19 protein-coding genes and 1 tRNA gene are annotated in these 24,175 nt (G+C 64.6%); 17 read left to right on the top strand and 3 right to left on the bottom strand.

Going from position 1 to position 24,175, the window contains the following annotated elements; all coding sequences use genetic code 11:
- Positions 1-70 precede the first annotated feature (70 nt).
- Together AC3IMC_RS07840 and AC3IMC_RS07835 are read left to right on the top strand one after the other, a co-directional pair.
- Complete coding sequence (locus AC3IMC_RS07840) at positions 71-1,411, top strand: ATP-binding protein (RefSeq protein WP_490917810.1); 1,341 nt, start codon at positions 71-73, stop codon at positions 1,409-1,411.
- The gene (locus AC3IMC_RS07835; protein WP_454482599.1) at positions 1,408-2,091 is read left to right on the top strand and encodes a LuxR C-terminal-related transcriptional regulator; all 684 of its coding nucleotides are present in this window, start codon (positions 1,408-1,410) and stop codon (positions 2,089-2,091) included. Before AC3IMC_RS07840 ends, AC3IMC_RS07835 begins: the two co-directional genes overlap by 4 nt.
- Positions 2,092-2,286: 195 nt before the next feature.
- On the opposite strand, the gene AC3IMC_RS07830 is transcribed toward AC3IMC_RS07835, so the two are convergent.
- On the bottom strand, positions 2,287-3,504 hold the full coding sequence (locus AC3IMC_RS07830; RefSeq protein ID WP_490917808.1) for a pyridoxal phosphate-dependent aminotransferase: 1,218 nt from the start codon (positions 3,502-3,504) through the stop codon (positions 2,287-2,289).
- Positions 3,505-3,778: 274 nt separating this feature from the next.
- Here AC3IMC_RS07830 and AC3IMC_RS07825 point away from each other — a divergent pair.
- The 9 genes from AC3IMC_RS07825 to rplL all read left to right on the top strand — a co-directional run bounded on the left by AC3IMC_RS07825 (position 3,779) and on the right by rplL (position 10,272).
- A tRNA-Trp gene (locus AC3IMC_RS07825) sits at positions 3,779-3,851 on the top strand.
- Between the two features lie 83 nt (positions 3,852-3,934).
- Positions 3,935-4,219, top strand: a complete 285-nt coding sequence (gene secE / locus AC3IMC_RS07820) for a preprotein translocase subunit SecE (protein ID WP_221386453.1) — start codon at positions 3,935-3,937, stop codon at positions 4,217-4,219.
- Between the two features lie 113 nt (positions 4,220-4,332).
- Positions 4,333-5,127, top strand: coding sequence for a transcription termination/antitermination protein NusG (gene nusG, locus AC3IMC_RS07815; RefSeq protein ID WP_490917806.1), 795 nt, complete (start codon positions 4,333-4,335; stop codon positions 5,125-5,127).
- Positions 5,128-5,255: 128 nt separating this feature from the next.
- Complete coding sequence (gene rplK, locus AC3IMC_RS07810; protein ID WP_018760472.1) at positions 5,256-5,687, top strand: 50S ribosomal protein L11; 432 nt, start codon at positions 5,256-5,258, stop codon at positions 5,685-5,687.
- Between the two features lie 180 nt (positions 5,688-5,867).
- On the top strand, positions 5,868-6,575 hold the full coding sequence (rplA, locus tag AC3IMC_RS07805; RefSeq protein WP_461856115.1) for a 50S ribosomal protein L1: 708 nt from the start codon (positions 5,868-5,870) through the stop codon (positions 6,573-6,575).
- A 139-nt stretch (positions 6,576-6,714) separates the two neighbouring features.
- On the top strand, positions 6,715-7,812 hold the full coding sequence (locus tag AC3IMC_RS07800; RefSeq protein WP_490917803.1) for a GNAT family N-acetyltransferase: 1,098 nt from the start codon (positions 6,715-6,717) through the stop codon (positions 7,810-7,812).
- A 7-nt stretch (positions 7,813-7,819) separates the two neighbouring features.
- The gene (locus AC3IMC_RS07795) at positions 7,820-8,938 is read left to right on the top strand and encodes a GNAT family N-acetyltransferase (RefSeq protein ID WP_490917801.1); all 1,119 of its coding nucleotides are present in this window, start codon (positions 7,820-7,822) and stop codon (positions 8,936-8,938) included.
- A gap of 296 nt (positions 8,939-9,234) precedes the next feature.
- On the top strand, positions 9,235-9,816 hold the full coding sequence (gene rplJ / locus AC3IMC_RS07790) for a 50S ribosomal protein L10 (RefSeq protein WP_255172854.1): 582 nt from the start codon (positions 9,235-9,237) through the stop codon (positions 9,814-9,816).
- 78 nt (positions 9,817-9,894) lie between these two features.
- On the top strand, positions 9,895-10,272 hold the full coding sequence (gene rplL, locus AC3IMC_RS07785) for a 50S ribosomal protein L7/L12 (RefSeq protein WP_009358316.1): 378 nt from the start codon (positions 9,895-9,897) through the stop codon (positions 10,270-10,272).
- Between the two features lie 56 nt (positions 10,273-10,328).
- Here the strand turns inward: rplL and AC3IMC_RS07780 are convergent, their stop codons facing one another.
- Positions 10,329-10,826, bottom strand: coding sequence for an aminoacyl-tRNA deacylase (locus AC3IMC_RS07780; RefSeq protein ID WP_490917800.1), 498 nt, complete (start codon positions 10,824-10,826; stop codon positions 10,329-10,331).
- A complete protein-coding gene (locus AC3IMC_RS07775) occupies positions 10,826-12,025 on the bottom strand; it encodes an acetyl-CoA C-acetyltransferase (RefSeq protein ID WP_490917799.1) in 1,200 nt (399 codons plus the stop codon). Before AC3IMC_RS07775 ends, AC3IMC_RS07780 begins: the two co-directional genes overlap by 1 nt.
- Positions 12,026-12,254: 229 nt before the next feature.
- On the opposite strand from AC3IMC_RS07775, the gene AC3IMC_RS07770 reads away from it, so the two are divergent.
- From AC3IMC_RS07770 to fusA, 6 genes are all read left to right on the top strand, one after another.
- Positions 12,255-12,710 (top strand): hypothetical protein, encoded by a 456-nt coding sequence (locus tag AC3IMC_RS07770; RefSeq protein ID WP_490917798.1) that lies wholly within the window; start codon positions 12,255-12,257, stop codon positions 12,708-12,710.
- A gap of 300 nt (positions 12,711-13,010) precedes the next feature.
- Complete coding sequence (gene rpoB / locus AC3IMC_RS07765; protein WP_141942688.1) at positions 13,011-16,520, top strand: DNA-directed RNA polymerase subunit beta; 3,510 nt, start codon at positions 13,011-13,013, stop codon at positions 16,518-16,520.
- Positions 16,521-16,618: 98 nt separating this feature from the next.
- Positions 16,619-20,518 (top strand): DNA-directed RNA polymerase subunit beta', encoded by a 3,900-nt coding sequence (locus tag AC3IMC_RS07760; RefSeq protein WP_490917797.1) that lies wholly within the window; start codon positions 16,619-16,621, stop codon positions 20,516-20,518.
- A gap of 398 nt (positions 20,519-20,916) precedes the next feature.
- Positions 20,917-21,291, top strand: coding sequence for a 30S ribosomal protein S12 (gene rpsL / locus AC3IMC_RS07755; protein ID WP_009358312.1), 375 nt, complete (start codon positions 20,917-20,919; stop codon positions 21,289-21,291).
- 1 nt (position 21,292) lies between these two features.
- Entirely contained in the window at positions 21,293-21,763 is a 471-nt protein-coding gene (gene rpsG, locus AC3IMC_RS07750) for a 30S ribosomal protein S7 (protein ID WP_003803829.1), read from the top strand.
- A gap of 68 nt (positions 21,764-21,831) precedes the next feature.
- Positions 21,832-23,946, top strand: coding sequence for an elongation factor G (gene fusA / locus AC3IMC_RS07745; protein WP_490917795.1), 2,115 nt, complete (start codon positions 21,832-21,834; stop codon positions 23,944-23,946).
- Positions 23,947-24,175 lie beyond the last annotated feature (229 nt).

Below are 24,175 nucleotides of genomic sequence, written 5' to 3'. Positions count from 1 at the left end.
GTCCCTGAGCTGCCCCCGATTGGCGCCCGTCTGCGGTCCGGGGCACCCTGATCCGTGCTTGGATTGATCCATGACAACCCTCCCGGTGCGGCCGCCCCTGGCGCGGAGCAGCGACCGCGTCATAGCCGGCGTATGCTCCGGCCTGGCGCTGCACCTGGGCTGGCCGGTCAGGAATGTCCGCCTGGGCATGGTCCTGGCTGCCCTCGCCGGTGGCGCAGGCCTGCTGTTCTACGCCTGGCTGTGGATCATGGTGCCCACCGCGGATGAGGCCGCGCGGCGCAGCGCCCGCCGCCCGGCGTCGCCCATTGCCCCGGCGGTAAGCCAGGCGGCCGGACCCGGGACAGTGCACGACGCCGGCATGCATCCGGGTGCCACGGGTCCCGCGATGCCGGGGCCGGGGCAGGCCGCCGCCCCGTGGTTCCGCGCCGGGGGCGTGCGGTACGGCAAGGAAATCCTGCTCGGCTGCGGGCTGCTCCTCGTCGCCGGCATCATGATTGCCCAAATGCTTGGCGTGGACGTGTCCCTGGGCACGCTGATACCAGCCGCCGCGGTCCTGGGCGGGGCGTCGATCGCCTGGATGCAGCTGGATGAGACGCGGCGGGCCGGGCTGGTGGACAAGACGAAGGCGGACCAGGCCGGCGGGTGGGGACGCCTGGCGGCAGGCCTGGCGCTGGTGGTGGCCGGCGTCCTGGTGATGGTGTCAGGTTCGGGCTCCTGGGAGCAGACCTGGCTCGCACTGCTGGCTTCGGTGGCCGTCCTCGGCGGGGTGGTCCTGGTCCTGCTGCCCTGGGCACTGAAATTCTGGCGGGACCTGGAAGCCGAACGTGCCGGCCGGATCCGGGAGACCGAACGGGCTGAGATCGCCGCCCACCTCCACGATTCCGTGCTGCAGACCCTCGCCTTGATCCAGCGCCGGGCAGGCAACGAGCACGACGTCGTCCGCCTGGCCCGCGCGCAGGAACGCGAGCTTCGCGGGTGGCTCTTCCAGGACCACGGACGCGAAAGCGGCCAGCTTTCGGACCGGATCAAGGCGGTGGCCGCCGAGCTCGAGGACCTGCTCGGCAACGCCGTCGAGGTGGTGAGCGTGGGGGACGCCGCCATGACGGAGGCCCACGAGGCCCTCGTGCAGGCCTCCCGGGAGGCCATGCTCAACGCGTCCCGGCACGGCGGCGGAGCCGTTTCGGTCTACCTTGAGGCATCAGACGGGCAGGCCGAGGTCTTCATCAAGGACCGGGGCCCGGGCTTTGAGCTTGCGGACGTCCCGGCGGACAGGCTTGGCGTCCGCGAATCGATTATCGGCAGGATGAACAGGCACGGCGGCTCGGCTGAGATCCTCAGCACGGGCGACGGCACGGAGGTGCGCCTGCTTCTGCCCGCAGCAGCAGCCCAGGGCGCGGAAGGGAAATCATGAGCATGACACAGGGGACAGGAACCAGCCGGCCGGCCAACCCGGTGCGGGTGGTGATCGTGGACGACCATGCGATCTTCCGGTCCGGGCTGAAGGCAGACCTCGACGCCGGCATCCAGGTGGTGGGGGAGGCCGCGACCGTGGAGCAGGCCATCGCTGTGATCGCCCAGCAGCGGCCCGACGTCGTGCTCCTGGACGTGCACCTGCCCGGCGGGCTGGGCGGCGGCGGCCGGGAGGTCATCGCCGGTTCCGCGGCACTCCTGGCCACCACCCGGTTCCTGGCGCTGAGCGTCTCGGACGCGGCGGAGGACGTGGTGGCCGTGATCCGTGCGGGTGCCCGCGGTTACGTCACCAAGACGATCTCCGGGGCCGAGATCACTGATGCCGTCTTCCGGGTCGCCGGCGGGGACGCTGTATTCTCGCCCCGGCTCGCCGGGTTTGTCCTGGACGCCTTCGGCACCGCCCCGGCGGACATCGCCGACGACGAACTGGACAAGCTCTCCGCCCGCGAACTGGAGGTCATGCGGCTGATCGCGCGGGGCTACAGCTACAAGGAAGTGGCCAAGGAGCTCTTCATCAGCATCAAGACCGTGGAAACCCACGTGTCCGCGGTGTTGCGCAAGCTCCAGCTCTCCAGCCGGCACGAACTCACCAAATGGGCCGCGGAGCGCCGCCTCCTCTAAACGCCCGCTCACTTCCGGCAACTGTTCCCCAACGCCCCATCACCTTTGGCAGCTTTTCTCCAGACGCCCTATCAGCTCTTGGGCCTTAAATCCAAACGGCCCATCAGCTCTTGCGCCTTAAATCCAAACGCCCGCTCACTTTCCCTTAGGAAGTGAGCGGGCGTTCGGTTTTGGGCTGCCAGAGGTGAGCGGGCGTTACTGGGCCTTGCCCAGGAAGTCCTGCAGGCGCTGCACGCCGGTGGCCAGGTCGTCGTCGCCCAGCGCGTAGGAGAGGCGAACGAAGCCGGACGGGCCGAACGCCTCGCCGGGAACCACCGCCACCTCAACCTCGTCCAGGATCAGGGCCGCCAGCTCAGCCGAGGTCTGCGGCGTCGCGGTGCCGGTCGCCGTCGGGAATTCCTTGCCCAGCAGCCCGCGGACGTCCGCGTACACGTAGAAGGCACCCTTCGGCGTCGGGCATTCCACGCCTTCAATGGCGTTCAGGCCGGCGACGATGGCCTTGCGGCGGCGGTCGAAGGCAACCTTCATCTCGTCGACCGCGGTCAGCGGGCCGGAGACGGCGGCGAGTGCTGCGACCTGCATGATGTTGGAGACGTTGGAGGTGGCGTGCGACTGGAGGTTGGTGGCCGCCTTGATGACGTCGGTGGGGCCGATCATCCAGCCCACGCGCCAGCCGGTCATGGCGTAGGTCTTGGCGACGCCGTTGAGGATGACCACCTTGTCCCCGAGCTCCGGCGCGGCCGTGGCGATGGAGGTGAAGGGCACGCCGTCGTACGTCAGGTGCTCGTAGATCTCATCGGTGACAACCCACAGGCCCTTGGCGGCGGCCCACTTGCCGATCTCCGCCACCTGCTCCGGCGAGTACACCGCACCCGTGGGGTTGGAGGGTGAGACGAACAGCAGGATCTTGGTCTTGTCCGTGACGGCAGCCTCCAGCTGCTCAACGGTCACCAGGTAGTCCTGTTCGGGGCCGGCGAAGACCTCCACGGGAACGCCCCCGGCCAGACGGATCGCCTCCGGGTAGGTGGTCCAGAAGGGGGTGGGGACGATGACCTCGTCGCCCGGGTCCACCAGGGTGGCGAAGGTGTTGTAGACGGCCTGCTTGCCGCCGTTGGTCACCAGCACCTGGGAAGGGTCGACGGCGTAGCCGGAGTCCCGGAGCGTCTTCTCGGCGATGGCCTTCTTCAGTTCCGGCAGGCCGCCGGCAGGGGAGTAGCGGTGGTACTTGGGCTGTGATGCCGCTTCGATGGCCGCCTGGACAATGTAGTCCGGGGTGGGGAAGTCCGGCTCGCCCGCCCCGAATCCAATCACCGGCCGGCCAGCAGCCTTCAGCGCCTTCGCCTTGGCATCAACGGCAAGGGTTGCGGATTCGGCAATTGCGGAAATGCGCTGGGAAACGCGGGCGGCAGACATGGCAGGTCCGTTCTTCGCTTGCAGCCTGGCGGCTGGAATGTGGGATTCGACGAGTTCTACTCTATGCTGTTCACCGGACCCTCCGGGGTGCCGGTTTTGATTTGTGACTGCCCTGGCAGCACAGCTCAGGCCGCGCCGCAGGAGGTCCGAAACGGGCTGGTTCGACGAACGCGAAGTTCTTGCGTAGACTGGTTCACCGGTGTTGAAACACGGATGATGGCGTGTGCCCCAGCGCAAGCAGGTGGCGGGCCGTTCAAAGTGGGTTTCACTCCATAGGGTAGTGGCGCAATTGGTAGCGCAGCGGTCTCCAAAACCGCAGGTTGCAGGTTCGAGTCCTGTCTGCCCTGCGCAAGGTGCCCCGGGCGAAAGCCCGGAGGCACGCGCAGTAACCATGGTTCTGATCAGGGCCGGGTAATCCACCATTGCAAGGATGAGCGAGGATCAGGTGACCGAAACAGCTGCCAGCAGCTCCAAGGGCCGCCCAGCTAAGAAGGAAGCCAAAGCAAGCTTCTTCGCCCGCATTGCACTCTTTGTCCGCCAGATCATCGGCGAACTGAAGAAGGTCGTTGCCCCTACCCGCAAGGAACTGGTCAATTACACGCTCGTGGTGCTGGTGTTCGTGGCCATCATGATGGTCATCGTCAGCCTGCTGGACATAGGTTTCGGAACCGCTGTCAGCTGGATCTTCGGCGGTACCGGCTCCACGGACAGCTAAGGCTGCACGGTCCGCAGGCCGCGTGTTCCGCCCGGGAATCCGGACAGGGACGCGGTGTGCGGAATTGAGCCATTTAAATAGGCATGTTAGGCAATGAGGAAGCAGGAGACCAAGTGTCTGAGCAGGAGCTCGAGGTAACCGAGACTGGGCTGGAAGAGTCCCAGGACGTCACGGCAGAAGCCGGTGAAGAGTCCGAGGTTGAGTCCTCCGCGCCCGAATCCGACGACGCCGCCTCCGACGCCGTAGAAGCCGACGGCGACGAAGAGCCCGCCGATGCCCTCGCAGCTGCCGCGGCCACCGCGGCTGCAGATCCGGCCGAGGAATTCAAGGCCAAGCTGCGCCGCCAGGAAGGTGACTGGTACGTCATCCACTCCTACGCCGGTTACGAAAACCGCGTGAAGGCAAACCTGGAGACCCGCATCCAGACCCTGGACATGGAAGATTACATCTTCGAGATCCAGGTGCCCATGGAAGAAGTCGTGGAGATCAAGAACGCCCAGCGCAAGGTGATCAACCGCGTCCGCATCCCCGGCTACGTCCTGGTCCGCATGGACCTGACCGACGCCTCCTGGGGCGCCGTCCGCCACACCCCCGGCGTTACCGGCTTCGTGGGCAACGCCCATAACCCGGTTCCCCTGCGCCTGGACGAGGTCTTCTCCATGCTCGCCCCTGTCTTCGAGGAAGAGCAGGCAGAGAAGGGCAAGCCGGTCAACAAGCAGAACCAGGCTCCCGTTGCCGTGGACTTCGAAGTCGGCGAGTCCGTCATCGTCAAGGAAGGTCCCTTCGAGACCCTTCCGGCCACGATCTCCGAGATCAAGCCCGAGTCCCAGACCCTCGTGGTGCTGGTCTCCATCTTCGAGCGCGAAACGCCCGTCACCCTGGCGTTCAACCAGGTCACCAAGATCTGAGAATCCTAGAATTCGTTCCGGCGCCGCCTGCTTAGCGGCACGGGAACGGCCGGCCGCCTCGCCATGGCGGCCAAAAACCTGAGGCACGCTCCTGTGCCCCAGGACGTTATTGAGAGAAGGACCCTACATTGGCTCCCAAGAAGAAGGTCACCGGCCTCATCAAGCTGCAGATCCAGGCAGGTGCCGCCAACCCGGCCCCGCCGATCGGTCCTGCGCTTGGCCAGCACGGTGTCAACATCATGGAATTCTGCAAGGCGTACAACGCTGCGACGGAAGCCCAGCGCGGAAACGTCATCCCCGTGGAAATCACGGTCTACGAGGACCGTTCCTTCACGTTCATCACCAAGACCCCGCCGGCTGCAGAACTCATCAAGAAGGCTGCAGGCGTTGCCAAGGGTTCTTCCACCCCGCACACCGTCAAGGTCGCCAAGCTGACCCAGGCCCAGGTCAACGAGATCGCCTCCACCAAGATGGAAGACCTCAACGCCACCAGCCTCGAAGGCGCAGCGAAGATCATCGCTGGCACCGCCCGCTCCATGGGCATCACCGTCGAGGGCTAATACCCCCTACCGCTGTCCAGCGTCGGGCAATTGACGACGACGGGTGGCACCGCCGGAAACACCGGCACCAACAAAATTGAAATGTCGGGCATCCGGGCCGGATAACGAAACCGGATCACCGACTGTGGCAGGGCCCGGCGCGGTCCGCAGACCACAACTGCACAAGGAGAAATAAGCAGCATGGCAAAGCGCAGCAAAGCATATGAGGCAGCAGCCGCCAAGATCGACGCGGAGAAGCACTACGCACCGTTCGAAGCAGTGACGCTGGCCAAGGACACCAACCCGTCCAAGTTCGACGCCACTGTTGAGGTCGCTTTCCGCCTCGGCGTCGACCCCCGCAAGGCTGACCAGATGGTCCGCGGCACCGTTAACCTGCCCCACGGCACCGGTAAGACCGCCCGCGTCCTGGTTTTCGCCACGGGTGACAAGGCTGAGGCCGCAATCGCAGCCGGCGCCGACTTCGTGGGTTCCGACGACCTGATCGAAAAGATCGCCGCCGGCTGGACCGACTTCGACGCCGCCGTTGCCACCCCTGACCTCATGGGCAAGGTTGGCCGCCTCGGTAAGGTCCTGGGTCCGCGTAACCTGATGCCGAACCCGAAGACGGGCACCGTGACCCCCGATGTCACCAAGGCCGTCAACGACATCAAGGGTGGAAAGATCGACTTCCGCGTCGACAAGCACTCCAACCTGCACTTCATCATCGGCAAGGTGTCCTTCGACGCCGTCAAGCTGGCTGAGAACTACGCAGCAGCACTGGAAGAGGTTCTTCGCCTGAAGCCCTCCGCCGCCAAGGGCCGCTACATCCAGAAGGCCACCGTTGCCACCACGTTCGGTCCCGGCATCTCTGTCGACCCCAACGTCACCAAGGTGCTCATCGAGGCGTAGTCCTCACAGCATTCCGTGCCTTTCGAGGCGCACGGGAAGGGACCGCCGGCTTGCTGCCGGCGGTCCCTTCCTGCGTTAACCCGGCGATCTTCCTGCCGGTTCTCCTCGACAGCAGGCCCCGGCTGGCTAGGCTGGGGTCATGACGCAGCCGAACGCCCTGGTGATCTCCGCCGTCGTCGTTCCCTCATCCGCGACTGAAGCCGGAGCGTTCCGGGACTTCCTTGACTGCCTGGCGATGCGGCAGGCGCACGAGCTGGATACGTGGGGCAACCTGGAGCGTGGGTACACCATTGCCGAGGAAGTGCAGCACTGGCGCGGCACGGACTATGAGGCGCGGCACCTCTTCGTAGGGCGGATTGGCGCGGAAGCGGCCGGTCTGTGTTCGGTGACGCTGCCGCTGCGGGAGAACAGGGCCACCGCGGGGATCAACGTCCTGGTGGCTCCGGCCTTCCGAAGGCGGGGCGTGGGCCGGGAGTTGCTGCACTACGCGGAAGCCGTGGCACGAAGCAACAACCGCACGTCCCTGGACGGCTACTTCGAACTCCCGGCCGGGTCGGTGGACGGTGGCCGGGCGCTCCTGCCGGCTAAGTCCGGGGCGGGAAGCCTGCCTGCGGATGAACCTTCCACCGTGTTCGCCGTTGCCGCCGGCTATCAGCTCGAGCAAGTAGAGACGTCCAGCCGCCTGGTGCTGCCTGTACCACCGGACCGGCTGGCTGAGCTGGCAAGTGCGGCGGCCACCCATGCCCGGGACTACGCACTGTTGGGGTGGGCTGATGCCTGCCCGCCGGAGCTGGTGGACAACTATGCCCGGTTGAATGCCCGGATGAGCGTCGACGTGCCCATAGCGGGCATGGACTGGGAGGGTGAAACCTGGGACGCGGACAGGGTCCGCCGGGGCGAAGAAATGCTCGCCCGCAGCGGGGTGCAGGCCCTCGTGGCGGCCGCCAGGCATCGGCCCACCGGCGAACTCGTGGCCTACACGGTCCTGAATTGGCGGCCTGAGGTCCCTGGGGCTGTGCTGCAGCAGGACACCCTGGTAACCGCTGCACACCGGGGACACCGGCTGGGGTTGCTGATCAAGCTCTGGAACCTCCGAACGGCGCAGGCAAGATGGCCGGTGGCGCGCTCGGTTTTGACATGGAATGCCAACGAAAACCAGCATATGCTGGCGATAAATACCGCCCTTGGATTCAGGCCCGCAGGCTATGAAGGTGAGTGGCAGAAACGGCTGGGATGATGCCCGAATGGCAATAGACGTGAAGATCGAGCAGCTTTGGATCCCCGACTCACTGGACTCGCCTGACGCGGCGGACTTCCTGGCCGCCGTCGAAGTGGGCCGCAAGGTCCGGATGCAGACGTGGGGGAGCGACGACCTCGCCTACGGCCCCCTCGAGAAGCTCCTTGAGTTCGCTGATCCCTATGAGCGCCAGCTCATCCTCGTGGCCAAGGTCGACGGCGCCATCGTGGGCACCGTAGACATCGCGCTTCCCCTGACCGACCACCTCGACCTCGCCGAGTTCACCCTGGACATCCTGCCGGAGTTCCAGCGCCAGGGCGTCGGGCGGAGGCTGCTCGAGGCCGCCGAACACCTGGCCCGGGGCGAAGGGCGCACCATGATCCTGGTGGACACCAACCACCCCGGGGCGTCACTGCACGAATTCGAACAGGCCCTCCTGGTCCCCGGATCGGGGCAGGGATTCGTCCCCCTGGAAAGCCGGGAGGTCGAGTTCGCCCGGAAGATGGGCTACACGCTGCAGCACATCGAGCAGTTCAGCGCCTGCGCCCTGCCGCTGGACACCAAGCTCGTGGCCGACCTCCAGGCCGAGGCCGAGGAAGCCAACCACGGCAGGTACCGCCTGCATCACTGGACGGACCGCTGCCCGGACCGCTGGCTGGAAGCGGTGGCCACGCTGGAGAACCAGGCCGGTGCGGACGTGAACCCGTCCCTGGATGTGCCGGTGGAGCAGGACATGGTGTTCGACGGCGGCATCCTGCGTGAAGCGGAGGACGTCGCCATTGCGCAGGGGAGGCGGACGGTGGTCACCGCCGTCGAGCACCTCGCCAGCGGGTCCCTGGTGGGGCTGACCACCATCACCGTGCTGGCGCACCGCACCGATGTGGTGTTCCAGGACGACACCCTGGTCCTGCAGGAACACCGCGGCAACAAGCTGGGCCTGCTGATCAAGGTGGCCAACATGGAGCGGCTCACCGAGCAGTTCCCGGACGCCCGGATCATCTACACCTGGAACGCGCCCGAAAACCGGTACCTCCTGACGGTCAACAAGCAGCTCGGTTTCCAGACGGCCGGGGTGACGGGCATCTGGCAGAAGGAGCTTCCAAAGCTGCACACCAGCACCAGCTGAGCCCCGATTTGGTAGACGGGTGCGCCCTCCCGTAAGCTGGATGTACCAAAGACCGTCGGTTGTTGGAAATCCACTCTCCTGAACATGGCTCAACTCTGCAGTTGTGCGCGGGGGACTCCAGTGGTTTTCCGGACGAAGGACCCTCAACGCAGGGCGGCCGGCGCAGGTGAACGAAGCAAAGCTCCACGGTCAAGCCGTGTTGAGCCAAGCCCCGTGCATCTGCGCGGGGCGTTTTTAGTTTTAGCTCTCTTGAGCGGGGACCGTCGAATACCGGCACTATCCCCGGAAGGAGGGTTATGGCAACGCCTACCAAGGTTTCAGCAGTAGCTGAGATCACTAACGATTTCAAGGAATCGAACGCCGCTGTCCTGACCGAATACCGCGGGCTCACCGTTGCACAGCTCAAGCAGCTGCGTGTTTCTCTCGGCCAGGACACCAAGTTCGCGGTCGTCAAGAACACCCTGACCGCCATTGCAGCCAAGGAAGCCGGCGTCGAAGCATTCGACGGCCAGCTTGCCGGCCCCACTGCAATCGCATTCATCAAGGGTGACGCAGTTGCCGCTGCCAAGAGCCTGACGGATTTTGCCAAGGCCAACAAGCAGCTGGTCATCAAGACCGGTTACTTCGAGGGCAAGGCACTGGACGCCAGCGAGGTTGCCGCACTGGCTGCCCTCGAGTCCCGCGAGCTGCAGCTCGCCAAGGTTGCAGGCGTCCTCAAGGCACCCGCCGCCGCAGCTGCACGCATCATCGACGCGCTGCGCCTCAAGCTTGAAGAAGAGAACGGTGCACCGGCAGCTGCCGAAGCGCCCGCCGCTGAAGAAGCTCCTGCCGCTGAAGCTGAAGCACCCGCCGAAGCTCCCGCTGCCGAAGAGAACTAATTCTCTTTACCCCACCAGACTCCGGTGCCTGTTCGGCTTCACGCCGTTCGGACGCCAACAACAGGAAGGACGCCTACCATGGCGAAGCTCAGCAACGAAGAGCTCATTGAAGCTTTCAAGGAACTGACCATCATCGAGCTCTCCGAGTTCGTCAAGCTCTTCGAAGAGACCTTCGAAGTTACCGCTGCTGCTGTAGCTGTTGCCGGCCCCGCTGCCGGTGGCGCTGCTGAAGAGGCTGAAGAGAAGACCGACTTCGACGTCATCCTCGAAGCTGCCGGCGACAAGAAGATCGCAGTCATCAAGGAAGTTCGCGCCATCACCTCCCTCGGCCTCAAGGAAGCCAAGGACCTGGTTGACGGTGCCCCCAAGGCTGTCCTCGAAGGCGCCAACAAGGAAGCTGCCGAGAAGGCCAAGGAGCAGCTCGAGGCTGCAGGCGCCACCGTTACCCTCAAGTAACAACGCCTTTTCCGCAGGAAACCCCGTCCACGTTCGTGGGCGGGGTTTCCTGCGTTTCAGGCCGGGTCCGAAATATCCGCGACGACGGCGTCCAGCGCACTGGTCAGGGCATCAGCGTCCACGAACGCGCTGTAGCCGTGGGCCCCGGCGCCCATGGAGACCCGGCGCCCCGCTATGGTGGCGTCGGCATAAACCGGCCACGCGGTGGTGCTCCCGAGCGGGGTAATGGTGCCCCGCTCATAACCGGTTGCCTCAAGTGCCACATCGGCCGGCGGCAGGGACAGTTTGTTGACTCCCAGCAGGGCCCGCAGCTTGGGCCAGGAGATCTGCCGGTCCCCGGGCACCAGGGCGAACAGGAACGTTCCGTCCTTGTGCTTGACCACCAGGGACTTGACGATGTCCGCGGGGCTGATGCCCAGGATGCCGGCCGCCTCCTCGAGGCTCTTCGCAGGCGGACGTTCCACCACATCCACACGCAGGCCGCGCGCCGCGGCGTCGGCCAGGAAGCGTTCCTGTCCGACGCCGTCCGTCCCATTTGCGGATGTGCCCGCCATCAGTCGCGGTACAGCAGGAGGGCTTCGCCCTGGCCGCCGCCGCCGCACAGGGACACGGCCGCCTTGCCCGTTCCGCGGCGCTTCAGTTCATGGGCGGCATGGGCTGCGAGCCGGGCACCGGAGGCGCCGATAGGGTGGCCCAGCGCAATGGCCCCGCCATGGATGTTGCACTTCTCCAGGGGGTAGTCCAGGTCCTTGAGGGACTGGACCGCCACCGACCCGAACGCCTCATTGATCTCGATGAAGTCGAGGTCGCCCGTGGCCCAGCCGGCCTTTGCCAGCGCGTCCATGATGGCGTTGGAAGGCTGGGAATGCAGGGAGTTGTCCGGGCCCGCCACCTGGCCGGGCTTGCCGACCACTGCGAGGTAGTCCAGCCCGTGTTCCTCGGCGTATCCACGGGAAGCGAGGACCAAGGCGGCGGCGCCATCGGACAGCGGAGACGAATTGCCTGCCGTGATGGTGCCGTCGGTGACGAAAGCCGCCCGCAGACCAGCCAGGGAATCCACCGAGGTGTTGGGCCGGACGCCCTCGTCGGTGTCCACCACCACGGGGTCGCCCTTCCGCTGCTTGACGCTGATCGGTGCGATCTCGCCGTCGAAGGTTCCGTTCTTCGCCGCGAGCGCCGCCCGCTGGTGCGACTGTGCCGCGACGTTGTCCTGCGAAGTCCGGTCTATGCCCAGCGCGAGGTTGCGTGTTTCGGTGGACAGGCCCATGGACTCGCCGTCGAAGGCGTCGGTGAGCCCGTCGTGCGCGGCGGCGTCCAGCGCCTGAATGGTCCCGTAGGTCCAGCCCTGCCGGGATCCGGGCAGCAGGTGTGGAGCGCGGGTCATCGATTCCTGGCCGCCCGCGACCGCCACCGATATTTCGCCGGCACGGATCATCCGCGCCGCGTCGATCACGGCGGTCAGCCCCGAGAGGCACACCTTGTTCACCGTCACCGCTGGCACGTTCCATCCGATGCCGGCCCCGATGGAGCTCTGCCGCGCCGGGTTCTGGCCGGCGCCGGCCTGGAGGACCTGGCCCATGATCACGGTTTCGACGTCGGCGGCGTCGACACCGCTGGCTGCCAGCGCAGCCTTGATTGCGTGGGCCCCGAGGTCCACCGCCGTCAGGCTCGCCAGCTGCCCGTTGATGCGGCCCTGCGGGGTGCGCGCAGCCCCGAGGATGACAACGTCGCTGCTGTCAGGAGAGTTGCCCATGGTTATCTCTTTCGCTTGGTTCCGGTGTAAGCCACCAAGGCTATCGTGACCCTGGTCACCCATCTATTCAAACGCCTGGGCGGCCGGCGGCATTCCGGCCTGCGGCGCGGTGGGGGAGAGGTCCCCATCGCCGGCGGTGTGCGCGACGGCGGCGGCTTGCGTAGGGTGGACGGCGGAAGCATTTGCAGGGGGACGCCAGGTCCGCAGCCTTGACGGACGGAGCACAGGGATGAAGACAAGCATTGCCGCGGCGGCTGTTGCCGCCATCGCCGCACTGACGGGTTGTTCCGTGTCTGCCCCGGTCCCGGCGGAATCCTCCCAGCCGGCGGCCCCGTCCCCTGTTGCCGAAAGCAGCAGCCCAGCCACGTCCCGTGCCAGTGCAGAGGCAGCCGGAACCAGGGAAGCCTGCGAGCTGTTCAATCGGCTGGTAGCGGACTATGCCGCCGTTTCGCCCACGGATGCCAAAGGCTACGAGGACGTGTACCTCAAGGCCCAGGATGCCAAGGACACCGTAGCAGGCGACCTCCAGGGCCTGTTTGCCTCCCTTAGCCTTCTTGCCATCGACCACTCCTCGGCCGCCGAGTCCGGCGGCACGCCGGCACAGGAATCCCGTGATGCCGTCAGGGACGCCGTCTTCGCGAACTCCGCAGCGTGTACCTCGGAGGGTGTCACACTGCGGCTGTAGCGGCCCTCCGGGAGCAGCCCGCAAAACCAGTGCTTGCAATCCGGGCCGATGTGGGGTAGACACGTAGGTTGTTTTGCCGTATCGTAGATATTTGCGTCTTCCCTGTTTACCTTCAGCCTTCATATAGCGGTGGGCTTTGCCTGGCAGCTGGCTATCAACGTGCCGTGACAACGTCACAGCAAAGCCAGTTCGGGCCCCGGGTCATATAGCGGAACCGGATGGTAGCGCTGCGGAGTCACTTCGCAGGGTGCACAGCGGGGGAGATCTGAAAACGCCTGAAGGTCTGTGGAAGGATCCCTCTTGGTCGCCTCGAGCACCTCTAATAACGAAACCGCTAACACCGCCGACAGCACTGATGGTGCCACTCGCCGGCTCTCATTCGCAAAGATTCACGAACCTCTTGACGTTCCGAATCTGCTTGCCCTGCAGACGGACAGCTTTGACTGGCTGGTCGGCAATGAGCGCTGGCAGGCACGCGTGGCAAAGGCTGTCGAAGAAAACGATCTCAGCGTCGCCACCACGTCCGGCCTGTCGGACATCTTCGAAGAGATCTCCCCAATCGAGGATTTCCAGGGCACCATGTCCCTGAGCTTCTCCGATCCGGAGTTCGCCGACCCCAAGTACACCATGGCCGAGTGCAAGGACCGGGACGCAACGTACTCGGCTCCGCTGTACGTCAAGGCCGAGTTCATGAACAACAACACGGGCGAAATCAAGCAGCAGACCGTGTTCATGGGTGACTTCCCGCTGATGACCGAGAAGGGCACCTTCGTCGTCAACGGCACCGAGCGTGTCGTCGTCTCCCAGCTGGTCCGTTCGCCGGGCGCCTACTTCGAGCGCGCCGCTGACAAGACCAGCGACAAGGACATCTTCACCGCCAAGATCATCCCGTCCCGCGGTGCCTGGTTCGAGCTCGAGATCGACAAGCGCGACCAGGTTGGCGTCCGCCTCGACCGCAAGCGCAAGCAGTCCGTCACCGTCCTGCTGAAGGCCCTTGGCTGGACCGAAGGCCAGATCCTCGAAGAGTTCGGCCAGTACGACTCCATGCGGGCAACCCTGGAGAAGGACGCCACCGAAACCCGCGAAGACGCCCTGCTGGACATCTACCGCAAGCTGCGTCCGGGCGAGCCGCCCACCGTCGAGGCTGCCCAGTCCCTGCTGGACAACCTGTACTTCAACTCCAAGCGCTACGATCTGGCCAAGGTTGGCCGCTACAAGATCAACCGCAAGCTGGGCATCGACCGCTCCCTTGGCGATAAGGAAGCCTCTGTCCTGCACGTTGAAGACATCGTTGCCATGATCAAGTTCCTCGTCGCGCTGCACGCCGGCGAGAAGACCATCAAGGGCACCCGCGATGGCCAGGAAGTGGACCTGCGCGTCGAGATCGACGACATCGACCACTTCGGCAACCGCCGCATCCGCGCCGTCGGCGAGCTCATCGAGAACCAGGTCCGCACCGGCCTGTCCCGCATGGAGCGCGTTGTCCGCGAGCGGATGACCACCCAGGACGTCGAGGCCATCACGCCGCAGACCCTGATCAACATCCGCCCGGTTGTTGCTGCCATCAAGGAGTTCTTCGGAACCTCCCAGCTGTCGCAGTTCATGGACCAGAACAACCCGCTCTCGGGCCTGACCCACAAGCGCCGCCTGTCGGCCCTTGGCCCCGGTGGTCTGTCCCGTGACCGTGCCGGCATGGAAGTCCGTGACGTGCACCCGTCCCACTACGGACGTATGTGCCCCATCGAAACCCCTGAAGGCCCGAACATCGGCCTGATCGGTTCGCTGGCATCCTACGGACGCATCAACCCGTTCGGCTTCATTGAGACTCCGTACCGCCTGGTCAAGGACGGCGTCGTTTCCGACGACGTCCAGTACCTGACGGCCGACGACGAGGCCGAGGTGCTGATCGCCCAGGCCAACGCGCCGCTGGACGAGAACAACAAGTTCGCCGAAGACACCGTCCTGGTGCGTGCCCGCGGTGGTGGGGGCGAGCCCGTCCTGGTTCCGGCCGAGGACGTCGAGTTCATGGACGTTTCCCCGCGCCAGATGGTGTCCGTGGCAACCGCCCTGATCCCGTTCCTGGAGCACGACGACGCCAACCGCGCACTCATGGGTGCCAACATGCAGCGCCAGGCTGTGCCGCTGGTCCGTTCCGAAGCCCCGTTCGTGGGTACCGGCATGGAGCGCGCCGCCGCCGTCGACGCCGGTGACGTTGTCATCGCGAAGAAGGCCGGCGTGGTCACCGAGGTTTCCGCCGAGCTCGTCATCATGCTCAACGACGACGGCACCGAGACCAACTACCGCATCAACAAGTTCGCCCGCTCCAACCAGGGCAACTGCTACAACCACCGCGTCCTGGTGAACGAAGGCCAGCGCCTGGAAGTTGGCGGCATCATCGCCGACGGACCGGCAACGGACCAGGGCGAACTCGCACTGGGCAAGAACCTGCTCGTGGCATTCATGTCATGGGAAGGCCACAACTTCGAGGACGCCATCATCCTCTCGCAGCGCATCGTTGCCGAGGACGTCCTTTCCTCCATCCACATCGAGGAGCACGAGATCGATGCCCGCGACACCAAGCTTGGTGCCGAGGAAATCACCCGTGACATCCCCAACGTGTCCGAGGAAGTCCTCGCAGGGCTGGACGAGCGCGGCATCATCCACATCGGTGCCGAGGTTGAAGCAGGGGACATCCTAGTCGGAAAGGTCACCCCGAAGGGTGAAACCGAACTGACCCCGGAAGAGCGCCTGCTGCGCGCCATCTTCGGCGAGAAGTCCCGCGAAGTCCGTGACACCTCCCTGAAGGTTCCCCACGGCGAGTCCGGCACGGTCATCGGCGTGCGCGTCTTCGACCGCGACAACGACGACGAGCTGCCCCCGGGCGTCAACCAGCTGGTCCGCGTCTACGTGGCTGCCAAGCGCAAGATCACCGACGGCGACAAGCTCGCCGGCCGCCACGGCAACAAGGGTGTTATCTCCAAGATCCTCCCCGTCGAGGACATGCCCTTCCTTGCCGACGGCACCCCCGTTGACATCGTCCTGAACCCGCTGGGTGTTCCGGGTCGTATGAACGTGGGCCAGGTGCTCGAAACGCACCTCGGCTGGGTCGCCAAGACCGGTTGGAAGATCGAAGGCGAGCCCGAGTGGGTCAAGCAGCTGCCGAACCTGCCGCGCGAGAGTGGTCCCACCACTGTTGCCACGCCGGTGTTCGACGGTGCCCGCGAAGAGGAAATCACGGGCCTGCTGGACTCCACCAACGTGACCCGCGACGGTGACCGCCTGATCAACTCCTCCGGCAAGACCCGCCTGTTTGACGGCCGCTCCGGCGAGCCGTTCCCGGATCCGATCTCGGTCGGCTACATGTACATCCTGAAGCTCCACCACCTGGTGGACGACAAGATCCACGCACGCTCCACCGGTCCCTACTCCATGATCACGCAGCAGCCGCTGGGTGGTAAGGCGCAGTTCGGTGGCCAGCGCTTCGGTGAAATGGAAGTGTGGGCGCTCGAAGCTTACGGCGCCGCCTACACGCTCCAGGAACTTCTCACGATTAAGTCTGACGACATCCACGGCCGCGTGAAGGTCTACGAAGCGATCGTCAAGGGCGAGAACATCCCCGAGCCGGGCGTTCCCGAATCCTTCAAGGTCTTGATCAAGGAAATGCAGTCGCTGTGCCTGAACGTGGAAGTGCTTTCCACGGACGGAACCACAATTGAAATGCGTGACTCTGATGACGCAGTCTTCACGGCTGCGGAGGAACTGGGCATCGATCTGTCTCGCGCAGAGCCCAGCTCCGTAGAAGAGGTCTAAGGAGTCCGACGACGGCGGGCCGCGCCCGCCGTCGTCCTCCTTCCTCATCCCGCACCCAAGACTTCAGAATTTAGAGAACAAGAGAGAACAGGGACCATATGTCCAGCGAATCCTCCTTCGGCCTCATGCAGATCGGCCTCGCCACCGCGGAAGACATCCGCGGCTGGTCGTACGGCGAGGTTAAGAAGCCGGAAACCATCAACTACCGCACGCTCAAGCCCGAGAAGGACGGCCTCTTCTGCGAGAAGATCTTCGGCCCGTCCCGCGACTGGGAATGCTACTGCGGCAAGTACAAGCGCGTGCGCTTCAAGGGCATCATCTGTGAGCGGTGCGGCGTCGAGGTCACCCGCGCCAAGGTCCGCCGTGAGCGCATGGGCCACATCGAGCTCGCCGCTCCCGTCACGCACATCTGGTACTTCAAGGGTGTTCCGTCCCGCCTGGGCTACCTCCTTGACCTGGCACCGAAGGACCTCGAGAAGGTCATCTACTTCGCCGCCTACATGATCACCAGCGTCGACGAGGCTGCCCGCCACGAGGAACTGCCCAACCTGCAGGTTGAGCACGACATCGAGAAGAAGCAGCTGATCGACAACCGCGACGCCGACATCGCCGCGATCGCCCGCGACCTCGAAGGCGAAATCGCACGCCTCGAGGGCGAAGGCGCCAAGGCTGCCGACAAGAAGAAGGCCCGCGACTCCGCCGACCGCCAGATGGCCAACGTGCGCAAGCGTGCCGATGCCGACATCGAGCGCCTCGAGCAGGTCTGGGACCGTTTCAAGAACCTGAAGGTCGCCGACCTCGAAGGTGACGAAGGCCTGTACCGCGAGCTGCGTGACCGTTACGGCATGTACTTCGAAGGCTCCATGGGTGCCGAAGCCATCAAGAAGCGCCTTGAGAACTTCGACATGCAGGCAGAGTCCGAAGCCCTGCGCGACGTCATTGCCAACGGCAAGGGCCAGCGCAAGACCCGCGCCCTCAAGCGCCTGAAGGTGGTCAACGCATTCCTGACCACCAACAACAGCCCGCTCGGCATGGTCCTCGACGCCGTCCCGGTGATCCCGCCGGAACTGCGCCCCATGGTCCAGCTGGACGGTGGCCGCTTCGCGACCTCCGACCTCAACGACCTGTACCGCCGCGTGATCAACCGCAACAACCGCCTCAAGCGCCTGCTTGACCTGGGTGCTCCGGAGATCATCGTCAACAACGAGAAGCGCATGCTTCAGGAAGCTGTTGACAGCCTCTTCGACAACGGCCGCCGCGGCCGTCCTGTCACCGGTCCGGGCAACCGTCCGCTGAAGTCCCTGAGCGACATGCTCAAGGGCAAGCAGGGCCGTTTCCGCCAGAACCTCCTCGGCAAGCGCGTCGACTACTCCGGCCGTTCGGTCATCGTCGTCGGCCCGCAGCTGAAGCTGCACCAGTGCGGCCTGCCCAAGCAGATGGCCCTGGAGCTCTTCAAGCCGTTCGTGATGAAGCGCCTGGTTGACCTCAACCACGCTCAGAACATCAAGTCGGCCAAGCGGATGGTGGAGCGTTACCGCCCTCAGGTGTGGGACGTGCTCGAAGAGATCATCACCGAACACCCGGTGCTGCTCAACCGTGCACCTACCCTGCACCGCCTGGGCATCCAGGCGTTCGAGCCGCAGCTTGTTGAAGGCAAGGCAATCCAGCTGCACCCGCTGGTTTGTGGCGCCTTCAACGCCGACTTCGACGGCGACCAGATGGCAGTCCACCTGCCGCTGAGCCCCGAGGCCCAGGCTGAGGCCCGCATCCTGATGCTGTCCTCGAACAACATCCTGAAGCCGTCTGACGGACGCCCGGTCACCCTGCCGTCGCAGGATATGATCATCGGCCTCTACCACCTGACCACCAAGCGCAAGGGTTCAGCTGGTGAGGGCCGTATCTTCGGTTCGGTTTCGGAAGCCATCATGGCGTTCGATGCCCGCGAGCTGCACTTGAACTCGCAGGTCAAGATCCGCCTCGAAGGCTTCGTTCCGTACGCCGGCTGGGAAGCTCCGGAAGGCTGGGAGCCGGGTCAGCCCGCGCTCGTCCAGACCTCCCTGGGCCAGGTCCTCTTCAACGAGACCCTGCCCGAGGACTACCCGTGGGTTGAGGCCGTAGCCGACAAGGGCGAACTGTCCCGCATCGTCAACGACCTCGCCGAGCGCTACCCGAAGGTCGTCACCGCTGCCACGCTGGACAACCTGAAGGATGCCGGTTTCTACTGGGCCACCCGCTCGGGCGTCACGGTCGCCATCTCCGACATCGAGGTTCCGGCCGCCAAGCCGGAAATCCTTGCCGGGTACGAAGAGCGCGCCGCCAAGATCCAGGGCCAGTACGACAAGGGCCTGATCGACGACGACGAGCGCCGCCAGGAACTGATCGAGATCTGGAACAAGGCCACCAACGACATCGCCTCAGTGATGCGCGAGAGCCTGTCCCCGATGAACACGATCAACCGCATGGTGTCCTCCGGTGCACGTGGTAACTGGATGCAGGTCCGCCAGATCGCGGGTATCCGTGGCCTCGTGGCCAACCCGAAGGGTGAGATCATCCCGCGCCCCATCAAGTCCTCCTACCGCGAGGGCCTGTCGGTGCTGGAATACTTCATCGCCACGCACGGTGCCCGTAAGGGTCTGGCCGACACCGCTCTGCGTACCGCCAACTCGGGTTACCTGACCCGTCGTCTGGTGGACGTCTCGCAGGACGTCATCGTCCGTGAAGAGGACTGCGGCACCGAACGCGGCCTCGTTACGCCGATCGCCGTCGCCGACTCCAACGGTGAGCTCGTCCTGGACGAGAACGTCGAGAACAGCGCCTACGCACGTACGCTGGCTGTCGACGTCGTGGACTCCGAGGGCAACGTCCTCGCGGCCGCCGGCACCGACTGCGGCGATGTCGTCATCGATGAGCTCTTCAAGGCAGGCATCACCGAGGTCAAGGTCCGCTCCGTACTCACCTGTGAGTCCAGCGTCGGCACCTGCGCCCTGTGCTACGGCCGTTCGCTGGCCACCGGCAAGACCGTGGACATCGGCGAGGCCGTGGGTATCATCGCCGCACAGTCCATCGGTGAGCCCGGTACCCAGCTGACCATGCGTACGTTCCACACCGGTGGTGCTGTCTCCGCCGGCGGTGGCGACGACATCACCCAGGGTCTGCCCCGTATCCAGGAGCTCTTCGAGGCCCGTACTCCGAAGGGTGTTGCCCCGATTGCTGAAGCAGCCGGCCGCATCACCATCGAAGAGTCCGAGCGCCAGATGCGCCTGGTCATCACCCCGGATGACGGATCGGAAGAGATCGCCTACCCGGTCCTGCGGCGTTCACGCCTGCTGATCGAAGACGGCGACCACGTCACCGTAGGCCAGAAGCTCATCAACGGCCCGGTCGATCCCAAGCAGGTCCTGCGCATCATGGGTCCGCGTGCGGCACAGAAGTTCCTGGTGGACGAGGTCCAGGGCGTGTACCGCAGCCAGGGCATCGGTATCCACGACAAGCACGTCGAGGTTATCGTCCGCCAGATGCTGCGCCGCGTCACGGTCATCGAGTCCGGCGAATCGGACCTGCTGCCCGGCGAGCTCGCCGAACGCAGCCGGTTCGAGGAAGCCAACCGCCGCGTTGTGTCCGAGGGCAAGACACCGGCTTCCGGACGTCCTGAGCTCATGGGCATCACCAAGGCGTCGCTGGCCACCGAGTCCTGGCTGTCCGCAGCCTCCTTCCAGGAGACCACCCGCGTCCTGACGCAGGCGGCCATGGAAGGCAAGAGCGATCCGCTGCTGGGCCTGAAGGAAAACGTCATCATCGGTAAGCTGATCCCGGCCGGCACGGGCCTCCCGCGCTACACCGAGGTCACCGTGGAGCCCACTGAGGAAGCAAAGGCCAACCTGTTCACCGGCCCCAGCGCATTCAGTGACTTCTCGTACGACACCCTGGGTGGTGACGGAGCTCCCGAGTTCCACGCCATCCCGCTGGATGACTACGACCTGGGCAACGACTTCCGGTAACCAACCCGGCCAGAGCCTGACCAAGGGATGGTCCCGCACCGCAAGGTGGGGGACCATCCCCGTTTAAGATCGGGGGAGAAGCCTCGATTAAGGCCTGGAGCCCGTCCATGCTAGACTGGTTACCAATTGTTATTGTGGCAGTGGATGAGTGCGCCGGTATCAGCTGAAAGGCTGGACCAGAGCGACGTTTCCGGTTTGCAGGGTTCTTGTGCAACGTATGCCACATTTTTGCATGCCTAGGGAACGTCAGGAATGTGCGTTTCGCCCCGGCATGCGATCCGACTATTAAGGCTTCGCCTTCGCCGCCCTGGAGAGCTTCTTCAAGGCCCGGGCGGCGGGGCAACGCAACAGGAGAGTGGCCGGAAACAGCCACTCCGGATAAAACGGAGAACACGAGAGTGCCTACGATTAACCAGCTGGTCCGCAAGGGCCGCACGCCTAAGGTCTCAAAGACCAAGGCTCCCGCGCTTAAGGGCAGCCCCATGCGCCGCGGTGTCTGCACCCGCGTCTACACCACCACCCCGAAGAAGCCGAACTCGGCTCTGCGTAAGGTGGCACGTGTGCGCCTCAACGGCGGCGTGGAAGTTACCGCCTACATCCCCGGTGTTGGCCACAACCTGCAGGAGCACTCCATTGTGCTCGTTCGCGGTGGTCGTGTGAAGGACCTCCCGGGTGTCCGCTACAAGATCGTCCGTGGCGCCCTCGATACCCAGGGTGTGAAGAACCGTAAGCAGGCCCGCAGCCGCTACGGCGCAAAGATGGAGAAGAAGTAATATGCCTCGCAAGGGTCCGGCCCCCAAGCGGCCGCTCGTTTCGGATCCGGTTTACGGTTCCCCGCTGGTAACCCAGCTCATCAACAAGGTGCTCGTTGACGGCAAGAAGTCCACGGCCGAGCGCATCGTCTATGGTGCACTCGAAGGCGCACGCGCCAAGTCCGGCGGCGACCCCGTTGCAGCCCTGAAGAAGGCCATGGACAACGTCAAGCCTTCGCTTGAGGTCCGCAGCCGCCGCGTCGGTGGCGCCACCTACCAGGTTCCGGTTGAGGTCAAGCCGGGCCGCTCCACCGCCCTCGCCCTGCGCTGGCTGGTTGGCTACTCCAAGGCCCGCCGCGAAAAGACGATGACCGAGCGCCTCCAGAACGAAATCCTGGATGCGTCCAACGGTCTCGGTGCCGCTGTGAAGCGTCGCGAAGACACCCACAAGATGGCCGAGTCCAACAAGGCCTTCGCACACTACCGCTGGTAATACTCCCGGACGCCGCCGGCTCAACCGAGCCGGCGGCGAACGTGTAGTCCATCCCAAAAGGAGACCCCGTGGCACAGGACGTGCTTACCGACCTTAGTAAGGTCCGCAACATCGGCATCATGGCCCACATCGATGCCGGCAAGACCACCACCACCGAGCGCATCCTGTTCTACACGGGTGTGAACCACAAGATCGGCGAAACGCACGACGGCGCTTCGACCACCGACTGGATGGAACAGGAAAAGGAACGCGGCATCACCATCACGTCTGCCGCCGTGACCTGTTTCTGGGAAAACAACCAGATCAACATCATCGACACCCCCGGCCACGTGGACTTCACGGTTGAGGTTGAGCGCTCCCTGCGCGTCCTCGACGGTGCAGTTGCCGTCTTCGATGGCAAGGAAGGCGTTGAGCCGCAGTCCGAGACCGTGTGGCGCCAGGCTGACAAGTACAACGTTCCGCGTATCTGCTTCGTCAACAAGATGGACAAGCTGGGTGCTGACTTCTACTTCACCGTAGACACCATCATCAGCCGCCTCGGTGCCAAGCCGCTGGTCATGCAGCTGCCCATCGGTGCCGAGAACGACTTCATCGGCGTCGTCGACCTGCTTTACATGCGTGCCCTGGTTTGGCCGGGCGACGCCAAGGGCGACGTGACCATGGGTGCCAAGTACGAAATCCAGGAGATCCCCGCAGATCTCCAGGCGAAGGCCGAAGAGTACCGTGCAGCGCTCGTTGAGACCGTTGCCGAGTCCTCCGAGGAACTCATGGAGAAGTACCTCGAAGGCGAAGAGCTCAGCATCGACGAGCTCAAGGCCGGCATCCGCAAGATGACCATCAACTCCGAGCTGTACCCCGTGTTCTGTGGCTCCGCCTTCAAGAACCGCGGTGTCCAGCCGATGCTTGACGCTGTGGTGGACTACCTGCCGAACCCGCTCGACGTTCCCCCGATGATCGGCCACGATCCCAAGGACGAAGAGAAGGAACTGACCCGCAAGCCTTCCGCCGACGAGCCGTTCTCGGCCCTGGCATTCAAGATTGCGGCCCACCCCTTCTTCGGCCAGCTGACCTTCATCCGCGTGTACTCCGGCCACGTCGAGTCCGGCGCCCAGGTGGTCAACTCCACCAAGGGCAAGCGTGAGCGCATCGGCAAGCTGTTCCAGATGCACGCCAACAAGGAAATGCCGGTTGAGGCAGCCACCGCTGGCCACATCTATGCAGCGATCGGCCTGAAGGACACCACCACCGGTGACACCCTGTGCGACTCGAACAACCAGATCGTCCTGGAGTCCATGAGCTTCCCCGAGCCCGTGATCTCCGTGGCCATCGAGCCGAACACCAAGGGTGACCAGGAGAAGCTCTCCACGGCCATCCAGAAGCTCTCCGCTGAGGACCCCACCTTCCAGGTGTCCCTCAACGAAGACACCGGCCAGACCATCATCGCCGGCATGGGCGAGCTCCACCTGGACATCCTGGTGGACCGCATGCGCCGCGAGTTCAAGGTCGAAGCCAACGTTGGCAAGCCGCAGGTTGCTTACCGCGAAACCATCAAGCGCGCCGTCGAGAAGCACGACTACACGCACAAGAAGCAGACCGGTGGTTCGGGCCAGTTCGCAAAGGTCCAGATCGCCATCGAGCCGCTGGACACCGCCGAGGGCGAGCTGTACGAGTTCGAGAACAAGGTCACCGGTGGCCGCGTTCCGCGCGAATACATCCCGTCTGTTGACGCTGGTATCCAGGATGCGCTGAACGACGGCGTCCTGGCTGGCTACCCTGTTGTCGGCATCAAGGCGACGCTGCTTGACGGCGCCTACCACGATGTTGACTCCTCGGAAATGGCGTTCAAGATCGCCGGCCGCATGGCTTTCAAGGAAGCCGCGCGCAAGGCGAACCCTGTTCTGCTTGAACCGCTGATGGATGTCGAGGTGCGTACCCCTGAGGAATACATGGGTGACGTTATCGGCGACCTCAACTCCCGCCGTGGCCAGATGCAGTCCATGGAAGATGCAGCCGGCGTCAAGGTTGTCCGTGCCCACGTGCCGCTGTCCGGCATGTTCGGCTACATCGGCGACCTGCGCTCCAAGACCCAGGGCCGCGCTGTGTACTCCATGACCTTCAACAGCTACGCCGAGGTCCCGAAGGCAGTTGCCGACGAGATCATCCAGAAGTCCCGCGGCGAGTAGTCCTTAGGACTTTCAAAGCGAACACCTCGGGTGTGCCGGCCTCCACAGGCCAACGCACCCGGTGCAGGCGGCCGGCCGGTCGGAGTCATCCGGCAACGCCGGTCCGGCCCCTGCACGAACAGGCTCAGGGGATTAGTATTAGTTCCTGAATCTGCAATTTCACCAAACCAAAGCCCCCAAGTAGACTTGCCTGAGTTCTACCGCGACAAGCGCGGCTGGAGGGCAAGTT

It is taken from the genome of Arthrobacter sp. E70, assembly GCF_058266945.1.
This window is presented reverse-complemented; position numbering and strand designations above follow the sequence as displayed.

Coding starts and splice junctions, on each gene's coding strand:
- AC3IMC_RS07840 (WP_490917810.1), top strand. CDS start 71: ATGACAACCCTCCCGGTGCGGCCGCCCCTGGCGCGGAGCAGCGACCGC.
- AC3IMC_RS07835 (WP_454482599.1), top strand. CDS start 1,408: ATGAGCATGACACAGGGGACAGGAACCAGCCGGCCGGCCAACCCGGTG.
- AC3IMC_RS07830 (WP_490917808.1), bottom strand. CDS start 3,504: ATGTCTGCCGCCCGCGTTTCCCAGCGCATTTCCGCAATTGCCGAATCC.
- secE (WP_221386453.1), top strand. CDS start 3,935: ATGAGCGAGGATCAGGTGACCGAAACAGCTGCCAGCAGCTCCAAGGGC.
- rplA (WP_461856115.1), top strand. CDS start 5,868: ATGGCAAAGCGCAGCAAAGCATATGAGGCAGCAGCCGCCAAGATCGAC.
- AC3IMC_RS07800 (WP_490917803.1), top strand. CDS start 6,715: ATGACGCAGCCGAACGCCCTGGTGATCTCCGCCGTCGTCGTTCCCTCA.
- AC3IMC_RS07795 (WP_490917801.1), top strand. CDS start 7,820: ATGGCAATAGACGTGAAGATCGAGCAGCTTTGGATCCCCGACTCACTG.
- rplJ (WP_255172854.1), top strand. CDS start 9,235: ATGGCAACGCCTACCAAGGTTTCAGCAGTAGCTGAGATCACTAACGAT.
- rplL (WP_009358316.1), top strand. CDS start 9,895: ATGGCGAAGCTCAGCAACGAAGAGCTCATTGAAGCTTTCAAGGAACTG.
- AC3IMC_RS07780 (WP_490917800.1), bottom strand. CDS start 10,826: ATGGCGGGCACATCCGCAAATGGGACGGACGGCGTCGGACAGGAACGC.
- AC3IMC_RS07775 (WP_490917799.1), bottom strand. CDS start 12,025: ATGGGCAACTCTCCTGACAGCAGCGACGTTGTCATCCTCGGGGCTGCG.
- AC3IMC_RS07770 (WP_490917798.1), top strand. CDS start 12,255: ATGAAGACAAGCATTGCCGCGGCGGCTGTTGCCGCCATCGCCGCACTG.
- AC3IMC_RS07760 (WP_490917797.1), top strand. CDS start 16,619: ATGTCCAGCGAATCCTCCTTCGGCCTCATGCAGATCGGCCTCGCCACC.
- rpsG (WP_003803829.1), top strand. CDS start 21,293: ATGCCTCGCAAGGGTCCGGCCCCCAAGCGGCCGCTCGTTTCGGATCCG.